Here is an 18,703-nt window from a genome sequence, read left to right as displayed (position 1 = left end):
GGGTCGAAAAGTTTTTTCTGACGCAAAATTAGGAGGCACAATTATGACGAAATCAGTCCGCGTTCGTTATGCACCATCGCCAACAGGATTTTTACACATCGGTGGCGCACGTACAGCGTTATTCAACTATTTATATGCAAAACATCACAACGGTACTTTCGTAGTACGTATTGAAGATACAGATATCGAACGTAACGTAGAGGGCGGAGAAGCTTCTCAGTTAGATAACTTACGTTGGTTAGGTATTACGCCAGACGAGACAATTGATATCGGTGGTCCATACGCACCATACCGTCAAATGGAACGTTTAGAAATTTATAAAGAGCATGCTGAAAAAATGCTAGAAGCGGGCCAAGCGTACAAATGTTTCTGTTCTTCAGAAGAATTAGAAGCATCACGTGAATCTCAAAAAGCACAAGGTGTAGCTGCACCGACTTATAACGGGAAATGTCGTCACTTATCAGCGGAAGAAGTAGCATCAAAAGAAGCTTCTGGTATTCCATACACAATTCGTATGCGTGTTCCTGCTGATACAACATATAAATTTACGGACTTAGTGCGTGGGGATGTAACATTCGAATCGAAGGATATCGGGGATTGGGTTCTTGTAAAAGCAAACGGGATTCCGACGTATAACTATGCAGTCGTATTAGATGATCACTTTATGGACATCACACATGTATTCCGCGGGGAAGAGCATTTATCAAATACACCTAAACAAATGATGATATTTGATGCGTTTGGTTGGGAATACCCTGAATACGGTCATATGACATTAATTGTTAATGAAGAACGCAAAAAGTTATCAAAACGTGACGAGTCGATTATTCAATTCGTTACACAATATAAGGATCTTGGTTATTTACCAGAAGCGATGTTTAACTTCTTCGCATTACTTGGCTGGTCTCCAGAAGGGGAAGAAGAAATCTTCTCCCACGATGAGTTCATCAAACTATTCGACGAAAAACGTTTATCAAAATCACCATCAATGTTTGATAAAACAAAGCTTACTTGGATGAATAATCAGTACATTAAAAAGCTATCTCGTGAAGAAGTAGTTGCTTTAGCATTACCTCATTTACAAAAAGCAAATTTACTTCCTGCTGAGTTAACTGCAAAAGAGCATGCTTGGGCTGCTGAATTAATTGGTCTTTACCATGAGCAAATGAGCTTTGGCGCGGAAATCGTAGAATTAACAAGCCTATTCTTCACAGATGAAATAGCATATGATGAAGAAGCGAAGGAAGTATTAGCTGGTGAAACGGTTCCAGCTGTAATGGCTTCATTCAAAACGCAATTAGAAGGTTTAGAAACGTTTGATGCAGATTCAATTAAAGCGGCGATTAAAGCTGTTCAAAAAGAAACAGGCGCGAAAGGTAAAAACTTATTCATGCCAATCCGTGTTGTGACGACTGGTCAAACACACGGTCCAGAATTACCAAACGCTATCGCATTAATTGGAAAAGAAAAAGCGATTGCTCGTGTAGAGAAATTTGCAAATTAACGCACAAACTGATTGATTTTTCAGAAAATAATTGTAAAATGAATTTAAATTGTATATAACATAAACGCGTTGAGAAGGAGAAGTACGTGGCGCACACCTATTAGAGAGGATCATCACCGGCTGAAAGTGATCTAGGTCAAGGCAAAGCAGAAATGCACCTTTGAGCATTTAATTGAACTTTTAAGTAGGTTAAATCGTCTAGTCCACGTTATCGGGCTCTTTAAGCGGAAAAAGTCTTCGTACTTCTTCAACCAGAGTGGAACCGCGCGTGTATGCGTCTCTGTCACCCCAATTTAGGTGATGGAGGCGTTTTTATTTTTGGGAAAATTTAAAAAACGAAAAGGAGGGGAAGTATGTTTATAAGGATGAAAGAGGATATAGATAATATTTTTGAAAATGACCCAGCAGCACGAAGCGTGTTGGAAGTGGTGTTAACCTATTCAGGTTTACATGCGATATGGTCGCATCGTATTGCGCATTGGTTTTTCAAACGAAAATTTTTCTTTATTGCACGTGCGATTTCTCAAATTACCCGTTTCTTTACAGGAATTGAAATTCACCCTGGAGCAAAAATTGGCCGACGCTTTTTCATAGACCATGGTATGGGAGTAGTGATTGGGGAAACATGTGAAATTGGAAATGATGTAACACTTTATCAAGGAGTAACACTTGGTGGTACTGGTAAAGAAAAAGGGAAACGTCATCCAACGTTAGAGGATGGTGTCTTAGTAGCAACAGGGGCAAAGGTGCTCGGCTCAATTACGGTGGGCGCGAATAGTAAAATCGGCGCCGGCTCGGTCGTATTAAAAGAAGTGCCACCCAATGCTACGGTTGTAGGTATTCCAGGTAAGGTTGTAATGATTGATGGTGTGCGAACAGAAGCGAAAAGATTAGATCATCAAAACATACCTGACCCAGTAGGCGACCGCTGTGATATGTTAGAAAAAACGATTGAAGCATTGCACCAAGAAATTGCGAATTTAAAGAAGGAGCGACAATTATGAGTATTCAAATATTCAATACCTTGACACGTCAAAAAGAACCTTTTATTCCTTTAGAAGAAGGAAAAGTAAAAATGTATGTATGTGGTCCAACTGTATACAACTATATTCATATCGGCAATTCTAGACCGGTTATAGTTTATGATACAGTACGCCGCTATTTACAATATGCAGGATACGATGTGAAATTTGTTTCGAACTTCACAGATGTAGACGACAAAATTATAAAAGCGGCAAATGAGCTAGGTGAAGCAACATCAGAGCTTACGGAGCGTTTTATTGCAGCATACTTTGAAGATATTACAGCTTTAGGTTGCAAAAAGGCAGATGCACATCCTCGAGTAACAGAGCACATGGATGATATTATTCAATTTGTTCAAGTGCTAATTGATAAAGGCTTTGCATATGAATCACAAGGTGATGTTTACTATCGCACGCGTAAATTCAATGGTTACGGCAAATTATCGCACCAATCTATTGATGATTTAAAAGTAGGAGCGCGTATTGAAGCGGGTGAAAAGAAGGAAGACCCGCTAGATTTCGCATTATGGAAATCAGCGAAGCCAGGTGAAGTGAAATGGGATTCTCCATGGGGTGCAGGGCGTCCGGGCTGGCATATTGAATGTTCGGTAATGGCTCGTGAGCATTTAGGAGACACAATTGACATCCATGCGGGAGGTCAAGATTTAACATTCCCTCACCATGAAAATGAAATTGCACAATCAGAGGCTCATAATGATAAGGCATTTGCGCGTTATTGGATGCACAACGGGTATATCAATATTGATAACGAAAAAATGTCAAAATCATTAGGGAACTTTATTTTAGTAAATGATATTCGCCAGCAAATCGATCCGCAAGTTTTGCGATTCTTTATGTTATCTGTACATTACCGCCATCCAATTAATTTTGCGCAAGATTTAGTGGAAGCAGCGAAAAATGGTTTAGACCGTATTCGAACAGCCTATGCGAATGTCGAGCATCGTTTAGAGGCATCTGCTGGATTAGCTGAAAATAGTGAAGATTGGTTGGCAAAAATTGTTCAAATAAAAGTCGACTTTGAAGCGGCTATGAATGACGATTTTAATACAGCAAATGCTATTTCCGCACTATTTGAACTTTCTCGCATCGCAAACGTTTATTTAAACGAGAGCAATACGGACCCGCAAGTATTACAAGCTATCTTAAATATGTTCAATACAATTGGGGATGTATTAGGCGTGCAAGTGAAAGTAGAAGCGGGTTTATTGGATGAAGAGATTGAAGCATTAATTGAAGAACGAAATATGGCCCGTAAAAACCACGATTTTGCACGTTCAGATGAGATTCGTGACCAATTGTTAAATATGGATATTGTACTAGAAGATACTCGCCAAGGAACACGCTGGAAACGAGGTCAGTAAATGCAAAACTTAACAGCACATGATGTCAAACAACTCAATGCCCTCGCCGTTGCTTATATGGGTGACGCGGTACTAGAGCAAAGAATTCGTGAACATTTAATTTTATCAGGCAGGGCCAAGCCGAATACACTTCATAAAGAAGCAACAAGCTACGTATCAGCAAAATCTCAGTCGATGATCGTCCATCGCATGATGGACGAAGATTATTTAACGGAAGAGGAACTCGCAGCTTTTCGACGTGGTCGTAATGCCAAATCAGGTTCAGTCCCTAAAAATACAGATGTACGAACGTATCGAAATAGTTCTGGTTTTGAAGCGGTTCTAGGGAGTTTATTTTTATGCAAAGAGCACGAACGTGTAAATGAAATTATTGACTACGCAATTCAAATTGTAGAACAGTCAAAAGGAGTGTAACTATGGCGGAGAGAAGACAACGAGATCGTAAGCCGAGTGATTTTAAAGGACGCGATAAAAAATCAACGGCTTTAAAAGTCTATGATAAGAAACAACAACAAGAGAAGCCACAATCCGCTCCAGAAGAAGTTAATGGAGAAATGATTGCAGGGAAAAACCCGGTATTAGAAGCACTACGTTCAGGCCGTGAAATTAACAAGGTATGGATTGCTGAAGGGGTCAAAAAAACAGGTGTACAAGAGTTAATGGACTTAGCAAAAGAGCAAGGTGTATTAGTTCAATTTGTTCCAAAGCAAAAAATTGATAAATTAGCCGATAATCATCAAGGAATCGTAGCATCAGTAGCAGCTTATAATTATGCGGAACTAGATGATTTATTCCAAGCAGCTAAAAACAAAAATGAAGATCCGTTTTTCTTAATTTTAGATGAATTAGAGGATCCGCATAATTTAGGGTCGATTATGCGTACAGCAGATGCGATCGGTGCTCACGGGATTATTATTCCGAAGCGTCGCGCGGTTGGCTTAACAGCCGTCGTTGCAAAAGCATCAACAGGCGCAATTGAACACGTACCTGTTGTACGTGTGACAAATTTAGCACAAACTGTGGACGAGCTAAAAGACCGCGGTGTTTGGATTGCAGGTACAGATGCAAAAGGTTCAGCAGATTATCGTAATATGGATGCAACATTACCGCTTGCATTAATTATTGGTAGTGAAGGTAAAGGGATGAGCCGTCTCTTAAAGGATAAATGTGATTTCTTGTACCACTTACCAATGGTTGGTCATGTAACATCACTTAATGCCTCAGTAGCAGCTGCGTTGCTGATGTATGAAGTGTACCGCAAACGTCAAGAAGCTAACGGATGAGGGTATGCAAAACATTTTGCTAGTAGACGGCTATAATATGATCGGTGCATGGAGTGAGCTTCGTCCATTACGAGAGCCTCATTTCGAAGATTCACGAGATCGATTAGTTGAAAGAATGGCTGAATATAAAGCACATACTGGATGGCGCGTCATTGTTGTATTTGATGCGCATCTTGTCCCTGGGACGGAACAGCTTTATATCCAACATGACGTAGAGGTTATTTACACAGGGAAAAATGAAACAGCAGACGAACGAATTGAAAAATTATCAAATGAGCTTAAAGGACGAAAAGTACAAATTCATGTAGCAACTTCTGATATGACGGAACAAAACGTCGTATTTGGTCATGGCGCATTACGTAAATCAGCACGTGAACTAGAAATTGAAATGCAAATTATTCAATCTAAAATATCATCTAAAGTAAAAGAGACAATAGACGAAAAACCAGCCTCGAGGATACAATTATCTAAAGAGGTAGAGTTGCAGTTTGAAAAATGGCGAAGAGGGCTTAAGTAATAATTTGCCCGTAATTTCCAATTAAGTTATACTGTTCCTAATGATTCTGGCGTAGCTGAGGTGATTTCCATTGCTTAAAAGTGAGAAGATACAAGTCATACAGCAGTTTGAGAGTTTAACAGATGAAGATCTTATAGAACAAGTGCATCAAGGCAATGCGGATGCGTTAGATTTTTTGATCTCGAAATATCGACTTTTTGTCAAAGCAAAGGCAAGGTCGTATTTTTTAGTAGGCGCAGATAAAGAGGATATCATTCAAGAAGGCATGATTGGTCTGTATAAGGCGATTCGTGACTTTAAGGAGGATAAGCTTGCGTCGTTTAGAGCATTTGCGGAGCTTTGTATTACAAGACAGATAATTACGGCTATTAAGACGGCAACGCGCCAAAAGCATATCCCACTTAATTCGTACGTTTCATTAGATAAGCCCATTTACGATGAGGAATCCGAACGTACATTAATGGATGTCATTACAAGTCCTATTTCAGAAGACCCTGAATACTTAATGATTCATCGTGAAGATTACCGCCATTTAGAACGTAAGATGGGTGAAGTATTAAGTGAGTTAGAGCAACAAGTATTAATCCGATATTTAGAAGGACAATCCTACAATGAAATTTCGGAAGATTTGAATCGTCATGTAAAATCAATCGATAATGCTTTACAACGTGTAAAGAGGAAATTAGAGCGTCATATCGAATTAAAAGAAATGACTTAAACACTTGGAGCCTTTATTGACAGTGGCAAATTTAGGTGTTAGTCTTGAAAAGACAAAATGCCCAAAAAGGTGATATAAATGGCAAAGAAAGTCGTTTTAAGTTGCGAAAAATGCGGTTCTAGAAACTATCATGTTCCTCAAAAAGAAGGAGCTACAGAACGTCTTGAACTTAAGAAATTTTGTTCGCATTGCAATGAACATACAATGCATAAACAAACGTTATAATTGAAACATAGATAAACACGTAGTACGGAGGTTAGGCGAAGATGAGTAAAGTTACAAGCTTTTTCCAAGAAGTCGGCTCAGAAATGCGTAAAACAAGCTGGCCAAAAAGCAAAGAGTTAACAAAGTATACAGTAGTAGTAGTTTCAACTGTTATTGTAATGGCGTTATTCTTTACAGTAGTAGACTTAGGAATCTCAGAATTATTCCGTTGGTTCTTGTCTTTATAAGTTCTATCATGTTAATATTTCGAAATAGCCCGTCCATGCCATATAACGGGTTTTTTCATTTGTTTTAAAGTGATTTGTTTGTTTAAATTGAAAAAATAGATTAATGAAGTTTTGTGAATGGGAATAGTATTTCTACCACATTGAATGTAAAGGAGGGGCGGACGATTTAGTCCTACCTATATGGAAAAAAATTGGTATGTAGTGCATACGTACTCAGGTTATGAAAACCGAGTGAAAGCGAATCTTGAAAAACGTGTTGAAACAATGGGAATGCAAGATAAAATTTTCCGTGTAATTGTTGCAGAGCACGAGGAAATCGATGTAAAAGAAGACGGTAAGAAAAAAGCAGTAATGCGTAAAGTATTCCCAGGTTATGTATTAGTAGAGTTAATTATGACGGATGATGCTTGGTATGTAGTACGTAATACACCAGGTGTTACGGGGTTCATTGGATCTTCAGGTGGTGGGGTAAAACCAACACCATTATTACCGGAAGAAGCAGATCGTCTATTAGAACAAATGGGTATGAACGAAACGCAAATCGGTGAAGTGGAAATTACTGTTGGTGAAGTTGTTGAAGTGTTAGAAGGACCATTCGCTCATTTCCAAGGTCGTGTAGAAGAAGTAGATATCGAGAAAGCAAAATTAAAAGTTCTTGTTGATATGTTTGGTCGCGAAACAGTGATGGAGCTAGACTTTAACCAAGTTCAAAAAATATAGAATTATTTAGACTTGATTAAGCATTTTAAAAGTGTTATCATTTCATAGGTCAGACTGTCATTCATTTGATAGATGATTATAGTTTAGTTTTAATGTTATCGGCAAGTTAGCTGACGAACAGATATTTGAGTGGGAGGGGCAACCCAATTACCACATCACGGACTTAAGGAGGTGTGTCTCGTGGCTAAAAAAGTTATTAAAGTTGTAAAACTTCAAATCCCTGCTGGTAAAGCAAACCCAGCACCACCGGTTGGTCCTGCATTAGGTCAAGCAGGTGTTAATATCATGGGATTCTGTAAAGAATTTAACGCTCGTACTGCTGATCAAGCTGGTCTTATTATTCCGGTTGAGATTTCAGTATTCGAAGACCGTTCATTCACTTTCATTACTAAAACTCCACCTGCAGCAGTATTACTTAAAGTAGCAGCTGGTATCCAATCTGGATCTGGTGAACCAAACCGTAAGAAAGTTGCAACGGTTAAACGTGATAAAGTTCGCGAAATCGCTGAACAAAAAATGCCAGACCTTAACGCAGCATCAGTTGAAGCTGCAATGTTAATGGTTGAAGGTACTGCACGAAGCATGGGTATCGTTATCGAAGACTAATCCCATCTTCACACTTGATGATGTTTTTGTTTTTGGAAGGTTGCTGCACTCGGATACTTGTTTGAGGGGTGCGCAACCTTTATTCGTGGGAGGTCAAATCCGTTACAACCACAATCAAGGAGGAAATTATAATGGCTAAAAAAGGTAAAAAACTGCAAGATGCAGCTAAATTAATCGATCGCGCTACTTTATACTCTGTAGAAGAAGCAGTAGCTTTAGCGCAAAAAACATCTACAGTTAACTTCGATGCAACTGTAGAAGTAGCATTCAAATTAGGTATCGACACTCGTAAGAATGACCAACAAATCCGTGGTGCTGTAGTATTACCACACGGTACTGGTAAAACTCAACGCGTATTAGTTTTCGCTAAAGGTGAAAAACTTAAAGAAGCAGAAGCTGCTGGCGCTGACTATGTAGGCGATGCAGAATACATCCAAAAAATCCAACAAGGTTGGTTCGATTTCGATGTAATCGTTGCAACTCCTGACATGATGGGTGAAGTTGGTAAATTAGGTCGTGTATTAGGTCCTAAAGGTTTAATGCCAAACCCTAAAACAGGTACAGTTACTTTCGACGTAACTAAAGCTATCGAAGAAATCAAAGCTGGTAAAGTAGAATACCGTGCTGAAAAAGCTGGTATCATCCACGCTCCTATTGGTAAAGTTTCTTTCGATACAGAAAAATTAGTAGAAAACTTCTTAGCAGTATTTGAAGTTGTTCAAAAAGCTAAACCAGCTGCAGCAAAAGGTACTTACATGAAGTCTGTAAATGTTACAACTACAATGGGTCCTGCTGTTAAAGTTGACGCTGCTAACGTAGTAATCAAATAATTTATTCCCGGTTTAAAAACCGTTTAATTAAATTAGTTGACAACGCGCCGCTTACTTGGTAAGATGGATGCTGTTGTGAATCATCCATTTGTACCGTAGACAGTAGGAGTGCGTTAAGCACTTAATGATCCTACCGAGGACATCGGAATTCGGATTCTTTTTAAGATGATGACTTTCAGCCTCTATGTCTTTTTGATATAGAGGCTTTTCTTTTGTCGGTATAAATGACTCATTCTAATAGGAGGTGTCATCATGAGCAAAGCAATCGAAACAAAATCAGTACAAGTTCAAGAAATCGCTGCTAAATTCGAAGCTGCTGCTTCTGTAGTAGTAGTTGACTACCGTGGTTTAACAGTTGCCCAAGTAACAGAATTACGTAAGCAATTACGTGAAGCTGGTGTTGAGTTCAAAGTTTACAAAAACACTTTAACTCGTCGTGCTTCTGAAATCGCAGGTGTTGAAGGAATCAACGAATTCTTAACTGGTCCAAACGCTGTTGCGTTCTCAAACGAAGACGTAGTAGCTCCAGCAAAAATTATCAACGAGTTCGCTAAGAAAAACGAAGCTCTTGAAATCAAAGCTGGTATCATCGAAGGTACAATCGCATCTGTTGAAGACGTTAAAGCTCTTGCAGAACTTCCATCTCGCGAAGGTCTATTATCAATGCTTTTATCTGTACTTCAAGCTCCAGTGCGCAACTTCGCACTTGCAACAAAAGCTGTTGCAGATCAAAAAGAAGAGCAAGGCGCATAATTTTCGCCGCTTAACTTCAAAACAAGGCAAGATTGCCTAAAAAACTATAAACATTCCATAGGAGGAAATTAAAATGAACAAAGAGCAAATCTTAGAAGCTATCAAAGTTATGACAGTTCTAGAATTAAACGATTTAGTAAAAGCTATCGAAGAAGAATTCGGTGTAACAGCAGCAGCTCCTGTAGCTGTAGTAGCTGGCGGTGCAGCTGGTGGCGCTGAAGAAAAAACTGAATTTGATGTAGTATTAGCTTCTGCTGGTGCTGAAAAAATCAAAGTAATCAAAGTGGTTCGTGAAATCACTGGTTTAGGTTTAAAAGAAGCTAAAGAGGTTGTTGACAACGCTCCTAAAGCTCTTAAAGAAGGCGTTTCTAAAGATGACGCTGAAGCAATCAAAGCTAAACTTGAAGAAGTTGGCGCTTCAGTAGAAGTTAAATAATTTTAGTTTAACTTTAATGACTAAGCGGTATGCTTAGTTTTATAGGGAAAGCTCGTCTCAATTTTGTGGCGGGCTTTTCTTTTTTAGACTATAGAAGTAGTTAAATATTTCTATTAGGATATGTGAGACATCATTAAGTGCTTTAAAGGACATTGATGTGACTTGCGAATAAAATTTTTTAGGGGCGTGTCGTATGTCTGAACATTATTATTCAAATAAGCCTCAAACTGAGAGTAAACCACGCCAATGGAAATTTACTTTATTAGGAAATACATTTATATTCGAAACAGATGCCGGTGTATTTAGTAAAAGCGAAGTAGATTTTGGTTCCCGTGTGTTGATTGATGCATTCGAAATGCCAAACGTTGAAGGTGTTTTACTTGATGTAGGATGTGGTTATGGACCAATCGGCTTGTCGATTGCGAAAGACAATCCTGAGCGTGAAGTGTTAATGATGGATATTAATACACGTGCGGTGGCATTGTCGCAAAAAAATGCACAACTAAACGGGGTTCAAAATGTACGAATTTTTGAGAGTGATGGATTAAGTACAGTTGATGCGAATACAAAAGCAGCGGCCATTTTAACAAATCCACCAATTCGCGCTGGTAAGGAAACAATTTTTAAGTTTTATAATGGGGCGTATGAATTGCTAGTGGAGAATGGTGAGTTGTGGGTAGTTATTCAGAAGAAACAAGGTGCGCCATCGACAATGAGTCATTTAGAGGAAATGTTTTCAGAAGTTGACGTCGTTGAGAAGAAAAAAGGATATTGGATCATACGTGCAAAAAAATAAGTAAGATTCACTTGGATTATTGACTTGACAAATTGACTATGATAACATAATAAAATGCAAAATTATTATTTTGAGGAAGTATGCCCTTTTGCATAATTAATAATCTTTTATGGGTATGCTAACTAAGAATAAGTTTAGTTTAACCGAAAATGAGATCTATGAAAAGACTCGTTTTCTTTTTGTCTTTCGAAATCATACACTATTTGTAAGGTTTTGCAAAGACCTATTATCGCTTTATTGAGGGGTGAATGAGTTGACAGGTCAACTAGTTCAGTACGGACAACACCGCCAGCGTAGAAGCTTTGCGCGTATTAGTGAGGTGCTGGAACTTCCGAATTTAATCGAGATTCAAACAGCATCTTATGAGTGGTTCCTTGAAGAAGGATTGCGTGAGATGTTCCACGACATTTCTCCAATCGAAGATTTTACAGGTAATCTTTCATTAGAATTCGTCGACTATACATTAGGAGATCCTAAGTATGACGTTGATGAGTGTAAAGAACGTGACGTAACTTACGCTGCGCCATTACGTGTAAAAGTACGTTTACACAACAAAGAAACAAACGAAGTAAAAGAGCAAGATGTCTTCATGGGTGACTTCCCATTAATGACAGAAACAGGCACATTTATTATTAACGGTGCTGAGCGCGTTATCGTTTCTCAGTTAGTTCGTTCTCCAAGTGTATACTTCCACGAAAAAACGGATAAAAACGGTAAAAAAGGCTTTGGTGCGACAGTTATTCCTAACCGTGGTGCATGGCTTGAATATGAAACTGATGCAAAAGATGTCGTTTACGTACGTATCGACCGTACGCGTAAATTACCTGTAACGGTATTATTACGTGCATTAGGCTTTGGCTCAGACCAAGAGATTTTAGATATCATTGGCGACAATGAATACTTACGTAATACGCTTGAAAAAGACAACACAGAAAGCACTGAAAAGGCGCTTCTTGAAATTTACGAGCGTTTACGCCCAGGTGAACCACCAACAGTTGAATCAGCGAAGAATTTATTATATTCTCGTTTCTTTGACGCAAAACGCTATGATTTAGCGAATGTTGGTCGTTACAAAATGAACAAAAAGCTTCACATCAAAAATCGTTTATTCAACCAAACGATTGCTGAAACATTAGTAGACAATGAAACAGGTGAAATTATTGTTGAAGCTGGTACATTATTAGATCGTCGTAATTTAGATAAGTTAATCCCTTATTTAGAAAAAGGTGTAGGCTTCCGTACGTTAACACAAGTTGGTGGCGTATTAGAAGATGACATTACAATTCAGTCGATTAAAATTTATGCACCAAATGATGAAGCGCAAAAAGAAATCAATGTTATTTCAAATGCATACATTGATGAAGAAGTTAAAAATATTACACCAGCTGACGTAATTGCATCTGTGTCTTACTTCTTTAACTTACTTTACAATGTGGGTAACACAGATGATATTGACCATTTAGGTAACCGTCGTTTACGTTCTGTTGGTGAGTTATTACAAAACCAATTCCGTATCGGTTTATCTCGTATGGAGCGTGTTGTACGTGAGCGTATGTCAATTAATGACACAGCAGCAATCGTACCACAGCAATTAATTAATATTCGTCCAGTTATCGCATCGATTAAAGAGTTCTTTGGTTCATCTCAGTTATCACAATTCATGGACCAAACAAACCCACTTGCAGAGTTAACACACAAACGTCGTTTATCTGCATTAGGACCTGGTGGTTTAACGCGTGAGCGTGCAGGTATGGAAGTACGTGACGTTCACTACTCTCACTACGGCCGTATGTGTCCGATTGAGACACCAGAGGGACCAAACATTGGTCTTATCAACTCTTTATCTTCATTCGCCAAAGTAAATAAGTTTGGATTTATCGAAACACCTTACCGTCGTGTAGACCCGGAAACAGGTGCAGTAACAGATGATATCCATTACTTAACTGCTGACGAAGAAGATAACTATGTAGTAGCACAAGCAAACTCTGAATTAACAGCAGAGGGTACTTTTGCTAAAGAAGAGGTAGTAGGTCGTTTCCGTGGGGACAACACTGTGTTCAACCGCGATCGTATCGACTACATGGATGTATCACCAAAACAAGTAGTATCTGCTGCCACTGCATGTATCCCGTTCTTAGAGAACGACGATTCAAACCGTGCCCTAATGGGAGCGAACATGCAACGTCAAGCGGTTCCATTACTATATCCAAACGCACCATTCGTTGGTACTGGTATGGAGCATGTTGATGCACGTGACTCAGGTGCTGCTGTCGTTGCAAAATATGATGGCATCGTTGAACACGTAGAAGCGCGTTCTATTCATGTACGTCGTATTGAATTAGTAGACGGCAAAGAAGTTAAGGGCGACTTAACAAAATATAAATTACAAAAATTCATTCGTTCAAACCAAGGTACTTCTTATAACCAACGTCCAATTGTAAAAGTTGGCGACCGTGTTAAACCTCGTGATATTTTAGCTGATGGTCCTTCAATGGAAAAAGGTGAATTAGCACTAGGTCAAAACGTACTTGTTGCGTTCATGACATGGGACGGCTTTAACTACGAGGATGCGGTTATTATGAGTGAGCGCCTTGTAAAAGACGATGTATATACTTCTGTTCATATTGAAGAATATGAATCAGAGTCTCGTGATACAAAGCTTGGACCTGAAGAAATCACACGTGACATTCCGAACGTTGGGGAAGACGCACTGCGTAACCTAGACGATCGTGGAATTATCCGTATCGGTGCGGAAGTACGTGACGGTGATATTCTAGTTGGTAAAGTAACACCTAAAGGGGTTACAGAACTAACTGCTGAAGAGCGTTTATTACATGCAATCTTTGGTGAAAAAGCACGCGAAGTGCGTGACACGTCTTTACGTGTACCACATGGCGCTGGCGGTATCATCTTAGATGTAAAAGTATTCAACCGTGAAGATGGAGACGAATTACCACCAGGTGTTAACCAATTAGTTCGTGCTTATATTGTTCAAAAACGTAAAATTCGCGTTGGTGACAAAATGGCCGGACGTCACGGTAACAAAGGTGTAATCTCTCGTATTTTACCGGAAGAAGACATGCCATTTATGCCAGACGGCACACCGGTTGATATCATGCTTAACCCACTTGGGGTACCTTCACGTATGAATATCGGACAAGTTTTAGAGCTTCATTTAGGTATGGCTTCACGCTATTTAGGCGTACACATGGCTACACCAGTATTTGACGGCGCGAACGAAGAAGATGTTTGGGAAACGATGGAAGAAGCTGGAATGAACCGTGATGGTAAAACAACTCTGTATGATGGACGTTCAGGTGAACCGTTCGATAACCGTGTAACTGTTGGTGTCATGTACATGATCAAACTTGCCCACATGGTTGACGACAAACTTCACGCACGTTCAACTGGTCCTTACTCATTAGTAACGCAACAACCGCTTGGTGGTAAAGCACAATTCGGTGGACAACGTTTCGGTGAGATGGAAGTATGGGCACTTGAAGCATACGGTGCTGCTTACACATTACAAGAGATTTTAACTGTAAAATCAGATGATGTAGTAGGTCGTGTGAAAACATATGAAGCAATCGTTAAAGGTGAAAGTGTACCAGAACCAGGTGTACCAGAATCATTCAAAGTATTAATTAAAGAACTTCAATCATTAGGTATGGATGTTAAAATGTTAACAATCAACGACGAGGAAGTAGAACTTCGCGACCTTGACGATGAAGAAGAAGTAACAGCACCAGCTCCAGAGTTGGAAAACCCAGTACCTTCTGAGGATAAAGAAGAAGACCCAGTAGAGTCATTTGAATAATTTCAAAATGAATCGGGCAGGTATATGCCCTGCCCGATTTTTCGTTTTATAACCATTGAAGGCAAGTTTCATTATGGCCTAATGTGAAACTTTGCGATTGCCGAGCTACAAATAAAGTCACTTAAGGACTTATAACTAAAGGGAGGTAGGCTCCTTGATCGATGTTAATGAATTTGAATATATGAAAATTGGTTTAGCTTCTCCTGACAAGATCCGTTCTTGGTCTTATGGCGAAGTAAAGAAGCCAGAAACAATTAACTACCGTACATTAAAACCAGAAAAAGATGGTCTTTTCTGCGAACGAATCTTCGGACCAACTAAAGACTGGGAATGTCACTGTGGTAAATATAAGCGTGTACGTTACAAAGGTGTCGTTTGTGATCGCTGTGGCGTAGAAGTAACACGTGCAAAAGTACGTCGTGAGCGTCAAGGTCACATCGAGCTTGCAGCACCTGTATCACATATTTGGTACTTCAAAGGTATTCCAAGCCGTATGGGTCTTATTTTAGACATGTCTCCACGTGCATTAGAAGAAGTAATTTACTTCGCTTCTTATGTTGTGATTGAGCCAGGTCAAACTTCTTTAGGTTTCAAAGACCTTCTTTCTGAAAAAGAATATCGTGCATACCGTGAAAAATATGGCAACGAATTCGAAGCAGCAATGGGTGCAGAAGCAATCAAACGCCTGCTTGAAAAAATTGATTTAGAAGAAGAGACTTTAGTTTTAAAAGAAGAATTAAAATCTGCACAAGGTCAACGCCGTACACGTGCAATTAAACGTTTAGAAGTTGTAGAGTCTTTCCGTAACTCAGGCAACAAGCCAGAGTGGATGATTTTAGATGTACTTCCTGTAATTCCACCAGAGCTTCGTCCAATGGTGCAATTAGATGGTGGCCGTTTTGCTACTTCTGACTTAAATGACCTTTACCGTCGTGTGATTAACCGTAACAACCGTTTAAAACGATTACTTGACCTTGGTGCACCAAGCATCATCGTACAAAACGAAAAACGTATGTTACAAGAAGCAGTAGATGCTTTAATCGATAACGGTCGTCGTGGTCGTCCTGTAACAGGTCCTGGTAACCGTCCTTTAAAATCACTTTCACACATGCTGAAAGGTAAACAAGGTCGTTTCCGTCAAAACTTACTTGGTAAACGTGTAGACTACTCTGGTCGTTCGGTTATCGTAGTAGGTCCAAACTTAAAAATGTACCAATGTGGTCTTCCAAAAGAAATGGCAATCGAGCTATTCAAGCCTTTCGTAATGAAAGAATTAGTAGAACGTGGCCTAGCGCATAACATTAAGAGTGCAAAACGTAAAATTGAGCGATTACACAATGAAGTTTGGGACGTTTTAGAAGATGTAATTCGTGAGCATCCGGTCTTACTTAACCGTGCACCGACGCTTCACCGTCTTGGTATCCAAGCATTCGAACCAACATTAGTAGAAGGTCGTGCAATTCGTCTTCACCCATTAGTATGTACAGCGTATAACGCTGACTTCGACGGTGACCAAATGGCCGTGCACGTACCGTTATCAGCTGAAGCACAAGCGGAAGCTCGTTTACTTATGTTAGCAGCTCAAAACATCCTGAACCCGAAAGATGGTAAACCAGTAGTAACACCATCTCAAGATATGGTATTAGGTAACTACTACTTAACGCTTGAGCGCGCAGGTGCTCGTGGTGAAGGTTCGATCTTCCATGATTCAAACGAAGTGTTAATCGCATACCAAAATGGTCATGTTCATTTACACACTCGTATTGCGATCAAGGCAAGTTCATTAAAAAATCCAACGTTTACAGAACAACAAAACAAAATGTTCTTGTTAACGACTGTTGGTAAGGTAATTTTCAATGAAATTTTACCAAGCTCATTCCCTTATATTAATGAGCCAACATCAACAAACTTAGAGCAAAAAACACCTGAGAAATACTTCGTTGATTTAACGATTAGCGAGGAATTATTAAAAGAGATCGAAGCAACAGAAGGCTACGCTGAATTATCAGAAGCTGAGAAAATTGAAGCACAACGTCGTGCAATGTTAGAGAAGCACTTCACGAATGTTGAAGTAGTAGATCCTTTCCGTAAGAAGTTCTTAGGAAACGTTATTGCTGAAGTATTTAAAGAGTTCCACATTACAGAAACGTCTAAAATGCTTGACCGCATGAAGGACTTAGGTTTCAAATATTCTACTCGTGCAGGTATTACTGTAGGTGTATCTGATATCGTGGTATTACCAGATAAAGGTGTCATCTTAGAAGAAGCACAAGAAAAAGTAGATAAAGTAATGATGCAATTCCGCCGTGGTTTAATTACAGAAGAAGAGCGTTATGACCGCGTAATTTCTAGCTGGTCAAATGCCAAAGATATTATCCAAGGTAAACTAATGAACTCGTTACAAAAAACTAACCCAATCTTCATGATGTCTGACTCTGGTGCCCGTGGTAACGCATCTAACTTTACGCAGCTTGCAGGTATGCGTGGTCTGATGGCCAACCCAGCTGGTCGTATCATCGAGTTACCAATCAAGTCTTCATTCCGTGAAGGTTTAACAGTATTAGAGTACTTCATCTCTACACATGGTGCCCGTAAAGGTCTAGCCGATACAGCACTTAAAACTGCCGATTCTGGTTACTTAACTCGTCGTTTAGTAGACGTAGCACAAGATGTTATCGTACGTGAAGACGACTGTGGTACAGATCGTGGTTTAACAATCGGTGCCTTAATGGAAGGTAACGAATTAATTGAAGCATTAGACGAACGTATTGTTGGTCGATATGTGAAGAAAACAGTTCGTCATCCAGAAACTGGTGCAGTAATCGTTGAGCGTGATGGTTTAGTAACTCAAGATGTTGCTCGTGCAATTGACGAAGCAAATATTGAACAAATTACTATCCGTTCTGCGTTTACATGTAATACAAAACACGGCGTATGTAAAAAATGTTACGGTATGAACTTAGCCACTGGTGAAGAGGTAGAAGTAGGGGAAGCGGTAGGTATTATCGCAGCTCAATCTATCGGTGAGCCAGGTACACAGTTAACGATGCGTACATTCCACACAGGTGGGGTAGCCGGAAACGATATTACACAAGGTCTTCCACGTATCCAAGAGATTTTTGAAGCGCGTAACCCGAAAGGTCAAGCGGTGATTTCAGAAATTACAGGTACTGTTATTGAAATCGAGGAAATTCGTGAAGGTCTTAAAGAAATTACGATCCAAGGTGACGTGGAAACACGTAAATACCAAGCACCATATAATGCACGCTTAAAAGTACATGAAGGCGATGCAATTGTTGCGGGTCAAACATTATCTGAAGGTTCGATCGATCCGAAACAATTATTAAAAGTTAAAGACGTATCGACAGTACAAGAGTATCTGTTAAAAGAAGTACAAAAAGTATACCGTATGCAAGGGGTAGAAATCGGTGACAAACACATCGAGGTAATGGTTCGCCAAATGCTTCGTAAAGTGCGTGTAATCGAAGCGGGTGATACAGAGTTATTACCAGGTTCATTACTAGACATTCACCAATTCGCTGAGGCAAACGCAGATGCTGTCCTTAACGGTAAAAACCCAGCAACTTGTCGCCCGGTAATCCTAGGTATTACGAAAGCTTCTCTTGAAACAGAATCATTCTTATCTGCTGCATCATTCCAAGAAACAACTCGTGTGTTAACGGATGCTGCAATTAAAGGTAAGCGTGATGAGCTTCTAGGTCTGAAGGAAAACGTAATTATCGGTAAACTTGTTCCTGCAGGTACTGGTATGCAACGTTACCGTCAAATCCGTATGGAGCAAGAATTAACAGAAGAAGTAACTACAGCTGAATAACAGTCTTACAATATAAGAATTCCGGTAGAGTA

Annotated in this window: 17 protein-coding genes and 2 other annotated features; all 17 genes read left to right on the top strand. The window is 39.5% G+C overall.

The window, feature by feature from the left end; all coding sequences use genetic code 11:
* Positions 1 to 43: 43 nt before the first annotated feature.
* The 17 genes from gltX (at position 44) to rpoC (ending at position 18,671) form a co-directional block, all read left to right on the top strand.
* Entirely contained in the window at positions 44 to 1,504 is a 1,461-nt protein-coding gene (gene gltX / locus MKZ17_RS19565) for a glutamate--tRNA ligase (protein WP_340725363.1), read from the top strand.
* Between the two features lie 60 nt (positions 1,505 to 1,564).
* Positions 1,565 to 1,789, top strand: a binding site (T-box leader).
* Positions 1,790 to 1,857: 68 nt separating this feature from the next.
* Positions 1,858 to 2,508, top strand: coding sequence for a serine O-acetyltransferase EpsC (epsC, locus tag MKZ17_RS19560; RefSeq protein WP_340725362.1), 651 nt, complete (start codon positions 1,858 to 1,860; stop codon positions 2,506 to 2,508).
* The gene (gene cysS / locus MKZ17_RS19555; RefSeq protein ID WP_340725361.1) at positions 2,505 to 3,908 is read left to right on the top strand and encodes a cysteine--tRNA ligase; all 1,404 of its coding nucleotides are present in this window, start codon (positions 2,505 to 2,507) and stop codon (positions 3,906 to 3,908) included. Before epsC ends, cysS begins: the two co-directional genes overlap by 4 nt.
* Positions 3,909 to 4,322: a Mini-ribonuclease 3 gene (locus MKZ17_RS19550; protein ID WP_340725360.1), complete on the top strand. Its 414-nt coding sequence runs from the start codon at positions 3,909 to 3,911 to the stop codon at positions 4,320 to 4,322.
* Positions 4,323 to 4,462: 140 nt separating this feature from the next.
* Positions 4,463 to 5,191: a 23S rRNA (guanosine(2251)-2'-O)-methyltransferase RlmB gene (rlmB, locus tag MKZ17_RS19545; protein ID WP_445326957.1), complete on the top strand. Its 729-nt coding sequence runs from the start codon at positions 4,463 to 4,465 to the stop codon at positions 5,189 to 5,191.
* A 4-nt stretch (positions 5,192 to 5,195) separates the two neighbouring features.
* Positions 5,196 to 5,708, top strand: coding sequence for an NYN domain-containing protein (locus MKZ17_RS19540; protein WP_340725358.1), 513 nt, complete (start codon positions 5,196 to 5,198; stop codon positions 5,706 to 5,708).
* A gap of 70 nt (positions 5,709 to 5,778) precedes the next feature.
* A complete protein-coding gene (sigH, locus tag MKZ17_RS19535; protein ID WP_340725357.1) occupies positions 5,779 to 6,426 on the top strand; it encodes an RNA polymerase sporulation sigma factor SigH in 648 nt (215 codons plus the stop codon).
* A 78-nt stretch (positions 6,427 to 6,504) separates the two neighbouring features.
* Complete coding sequence (rpmG, locus tag MKZ17_RS19530) at positions 6,505 to 6,651, top strand: 50S ribosomal protein L33 (protein ID WP_340725356.1); 147 nt, start codon at positions 6,505 to 6,507, stop codon at positions 6,649 to 6,651.
* Between the two features lie 41 nt (positions 6,652 to 6,692).
* Positions 6,693 to 6,878: a preprotein translocase subunit SecE gene (gene secE / locus MKZ17_RS19525; protein WP_340725355.1), complete on the top strand. Its 186-nt coding sequence runs from the start codon at positions 6,693 to 6,695 to the stop codon at positions 6,876 to 6,878.
* A gap of 180 nt (positions 6,879 to 7,058) precedes the next feature.
* Positions 7,059 to 7,598 (top strand): transcription termination/antitermination protein NusG, encoded by a 540-nt coding sequence (gene nusG / locus MKZ17_RS19520; protein ID WP_340725354.1) that lies wholly within the window; start codon positions 7,059 to 7,061, stop codon positions 7,596 to 7,598.
* A 180-nt stretch (positions 7,599 to 7,778) separates the two neighbouring features.
* Positions 7,779 to 8,204, top strand: coding sequence for a 50S ribosomal protein L11 (rplK, locus tag MKZ17_RS19515; protein WP_042478596.1), 426 nt, complete (start codon positions 7,779 to 7,781; stop codon positions 8,202 to 8,204).
* A gap of 131 nt (positions 8,205 to 8,335) precedes the next feature.
* Positions 8,336 to 9,034, top strand: coding sequence for a 50S ribosomal protein L1 (rplA, locus tag MKZ17_RS19510; RefSeq protein ID WP_340725353.1), 699 nt, complete (start codon positions 8,336 to 8,338; stop codon positions 9,032 to 9,034).
* Positions 9,035 to 9,109: 75 nt separating this feature from the next.
* Positions 9,110 to 9,254: a sequence feature (ribosomal protein L10 leader region), on the top strand.
* 32 nt (positions 9,255 to 9,286) lie between these two features.
* Complete coding sequence (gene rplJ / locus MKZ17_RS19505) at positions 9,287 to 9,787, top strand: 50S ribosomal protein L10 (protein WP_340725352.1); 501 nt, start codon at positions 9,287 to 9,289, stop codon at positions 9,785 to 9,787.
* Between the two features lie 73 nt (positions 9,788 to 9,860).
* Positions 9,861 to 10,223, top strand: coding sequence for a 50S ribosomal protein L7/L12 (rplL, locus tag MKZ17_RS19500; RefSeq protein WP_340725351.1), 363 nt, complete (start codon positions 9,861 to 9,863; stop codon positions 10,221 to 10,223).
* 193 nt (positions 10,224 to 10,416) lie between these two features.
* The gene (locus MKZ17_RS19495) at positions 10,417 to 11,019 is read left to right on the top strand and encodes a class I SAM-dependent methyltransferase (RefSeq protein ID WP_340725350.1); all 603 of its coding nucleotides are present in this window, start codon (positions 10,417 to 10,419) and stop codon (positions 11,017 to 11,019) included.
* 253 nt (positions 11,020 to 11,272) lie between these two features.
* A complete protein-coding gene (gene rpoB, locus MKZ17_RS19490) occupies positions 11,273 to 14,836 on the top strand; it encodes a DNA-directed RNA polymerase subunit beta (protein WP_340725349.1) in 3,564 nt (1,187 codons plus the stop codon).
* A 154-nt stretch (positions 14,837 to 14,990) separates the two neighbouring features.
* A complete protein-coding gene (gene rpoC, locus MKZ17_RS19485; RefSeq protein ID WP_340725348.1) occupies positions 14,991 to 18,671 on the top strand; it encodes a DNA-directed RNA polymerase subunit beta' in 3,681 nt (1,226 codons plus the stop codon).
* Positions 18,672 to 18,703 lie beyond the last annotated feature (32 nt).

Source organism: Solibacillus sp. FSL R7-0682 (assembly GCF_038005985.1).
Taxonomy (GTDB): domain Bacteria; phylum Bacillota; class Bacilli; order Bacillales_A; family Planococcaceae; genus Solibacillus.
This window is presented reverse-complemented; position numbering and strand designations above follow the sequence as displayed.

Excerpts from the sequence above, each read along its gene's own strand:
- secE (WP_340725355.1), top strand. The coding sequence starts at position 6,693 with ATGAGTAAAGTTACAAGCTTTTTCCAAGAAGTCGGCTCAGAAATGCGT.
- rlmB (WP_445326957.1), top strand. The coding sequence starts at position 4,463 with ATGATTGCAGGGAAAAACCCGGTATTAGAAGCACTACGTTCAGGCCGT.
- rplJ (WP_340725352.1), top strand. The coding sequence starts at position 9,287 with ATGAGCAAAGCAATCGAAACAAAATCAGTACAAGTTCAAGAAATCGCT.
- MKZ17_RS19495 (WP_340725350.1), top strand. The coding sequence starts at position 10,417 with ATGTCTGAACATTATTATTCAAATAAGCCTCAAACTGAGAGTAAACCA.
- cysS (WP_340725361.1), top strand. The coding sequence starts at position 2,505 with ATGAGTATTCAAATATTCAATACCTTGACACGTCAAAAAGAACCTTTT.
- rpmG (WP_340725356.1), top strand. The coding sequence starts at position 6,505 with ATGGCAAAGAAAGTCGTTTTAAGTTGCGAAAAATGCGGTTCTAGAAAC.
- MKZ17_RS19540 (WP_340725358.1), top strand. The coding sequence starts at position 5,196 with ATGCAAAACATTTTGCTAGTAGACGGCTATAATATGATCGGTGCATGG.
- epsC (WP_340725362.1), top strand. The coding sequence starts at position 1,858 with ATGTTTATAAGGATGAAAGAGGATATAGATAATATTTTTGAAAATGAC.
- nusG (WP_340725354.1), top strand. The coding sequence starts at position 7,059 with ATGGAAAAAAATTGGTATGTAGTGCATACGTACTCAGGTTATGAAAAC.
- rplL (WP_340725351.1), top strand. The coding sequence starts at position 9,861 with ATGAACAAAGAGCAAATCTTAGAAGCTATCAAAGTTATGACAGTTCTA.
- rplA (WP_340725353.1), top strand. The coding sequence starts at position 8,336 with ATGGCTAAAAAAGGTAAAAAACTGCAAGATGCAGCTAAATTAATCGAT.
- gltX (WP_340725363.1), top strand. The coding sequence starts at position 44 with ATGACGAAATCAGTCCGCGTTCGTTATGCACCATCGCCAACAGGATTT.
- MKZ17_RS19550 (WP_340725360.1), top strand. The coding sequence starts at position 3,909 with ATGCAAAACTTAACAGCACATGATGTCAAACAACTCAATGCCCTCGCC.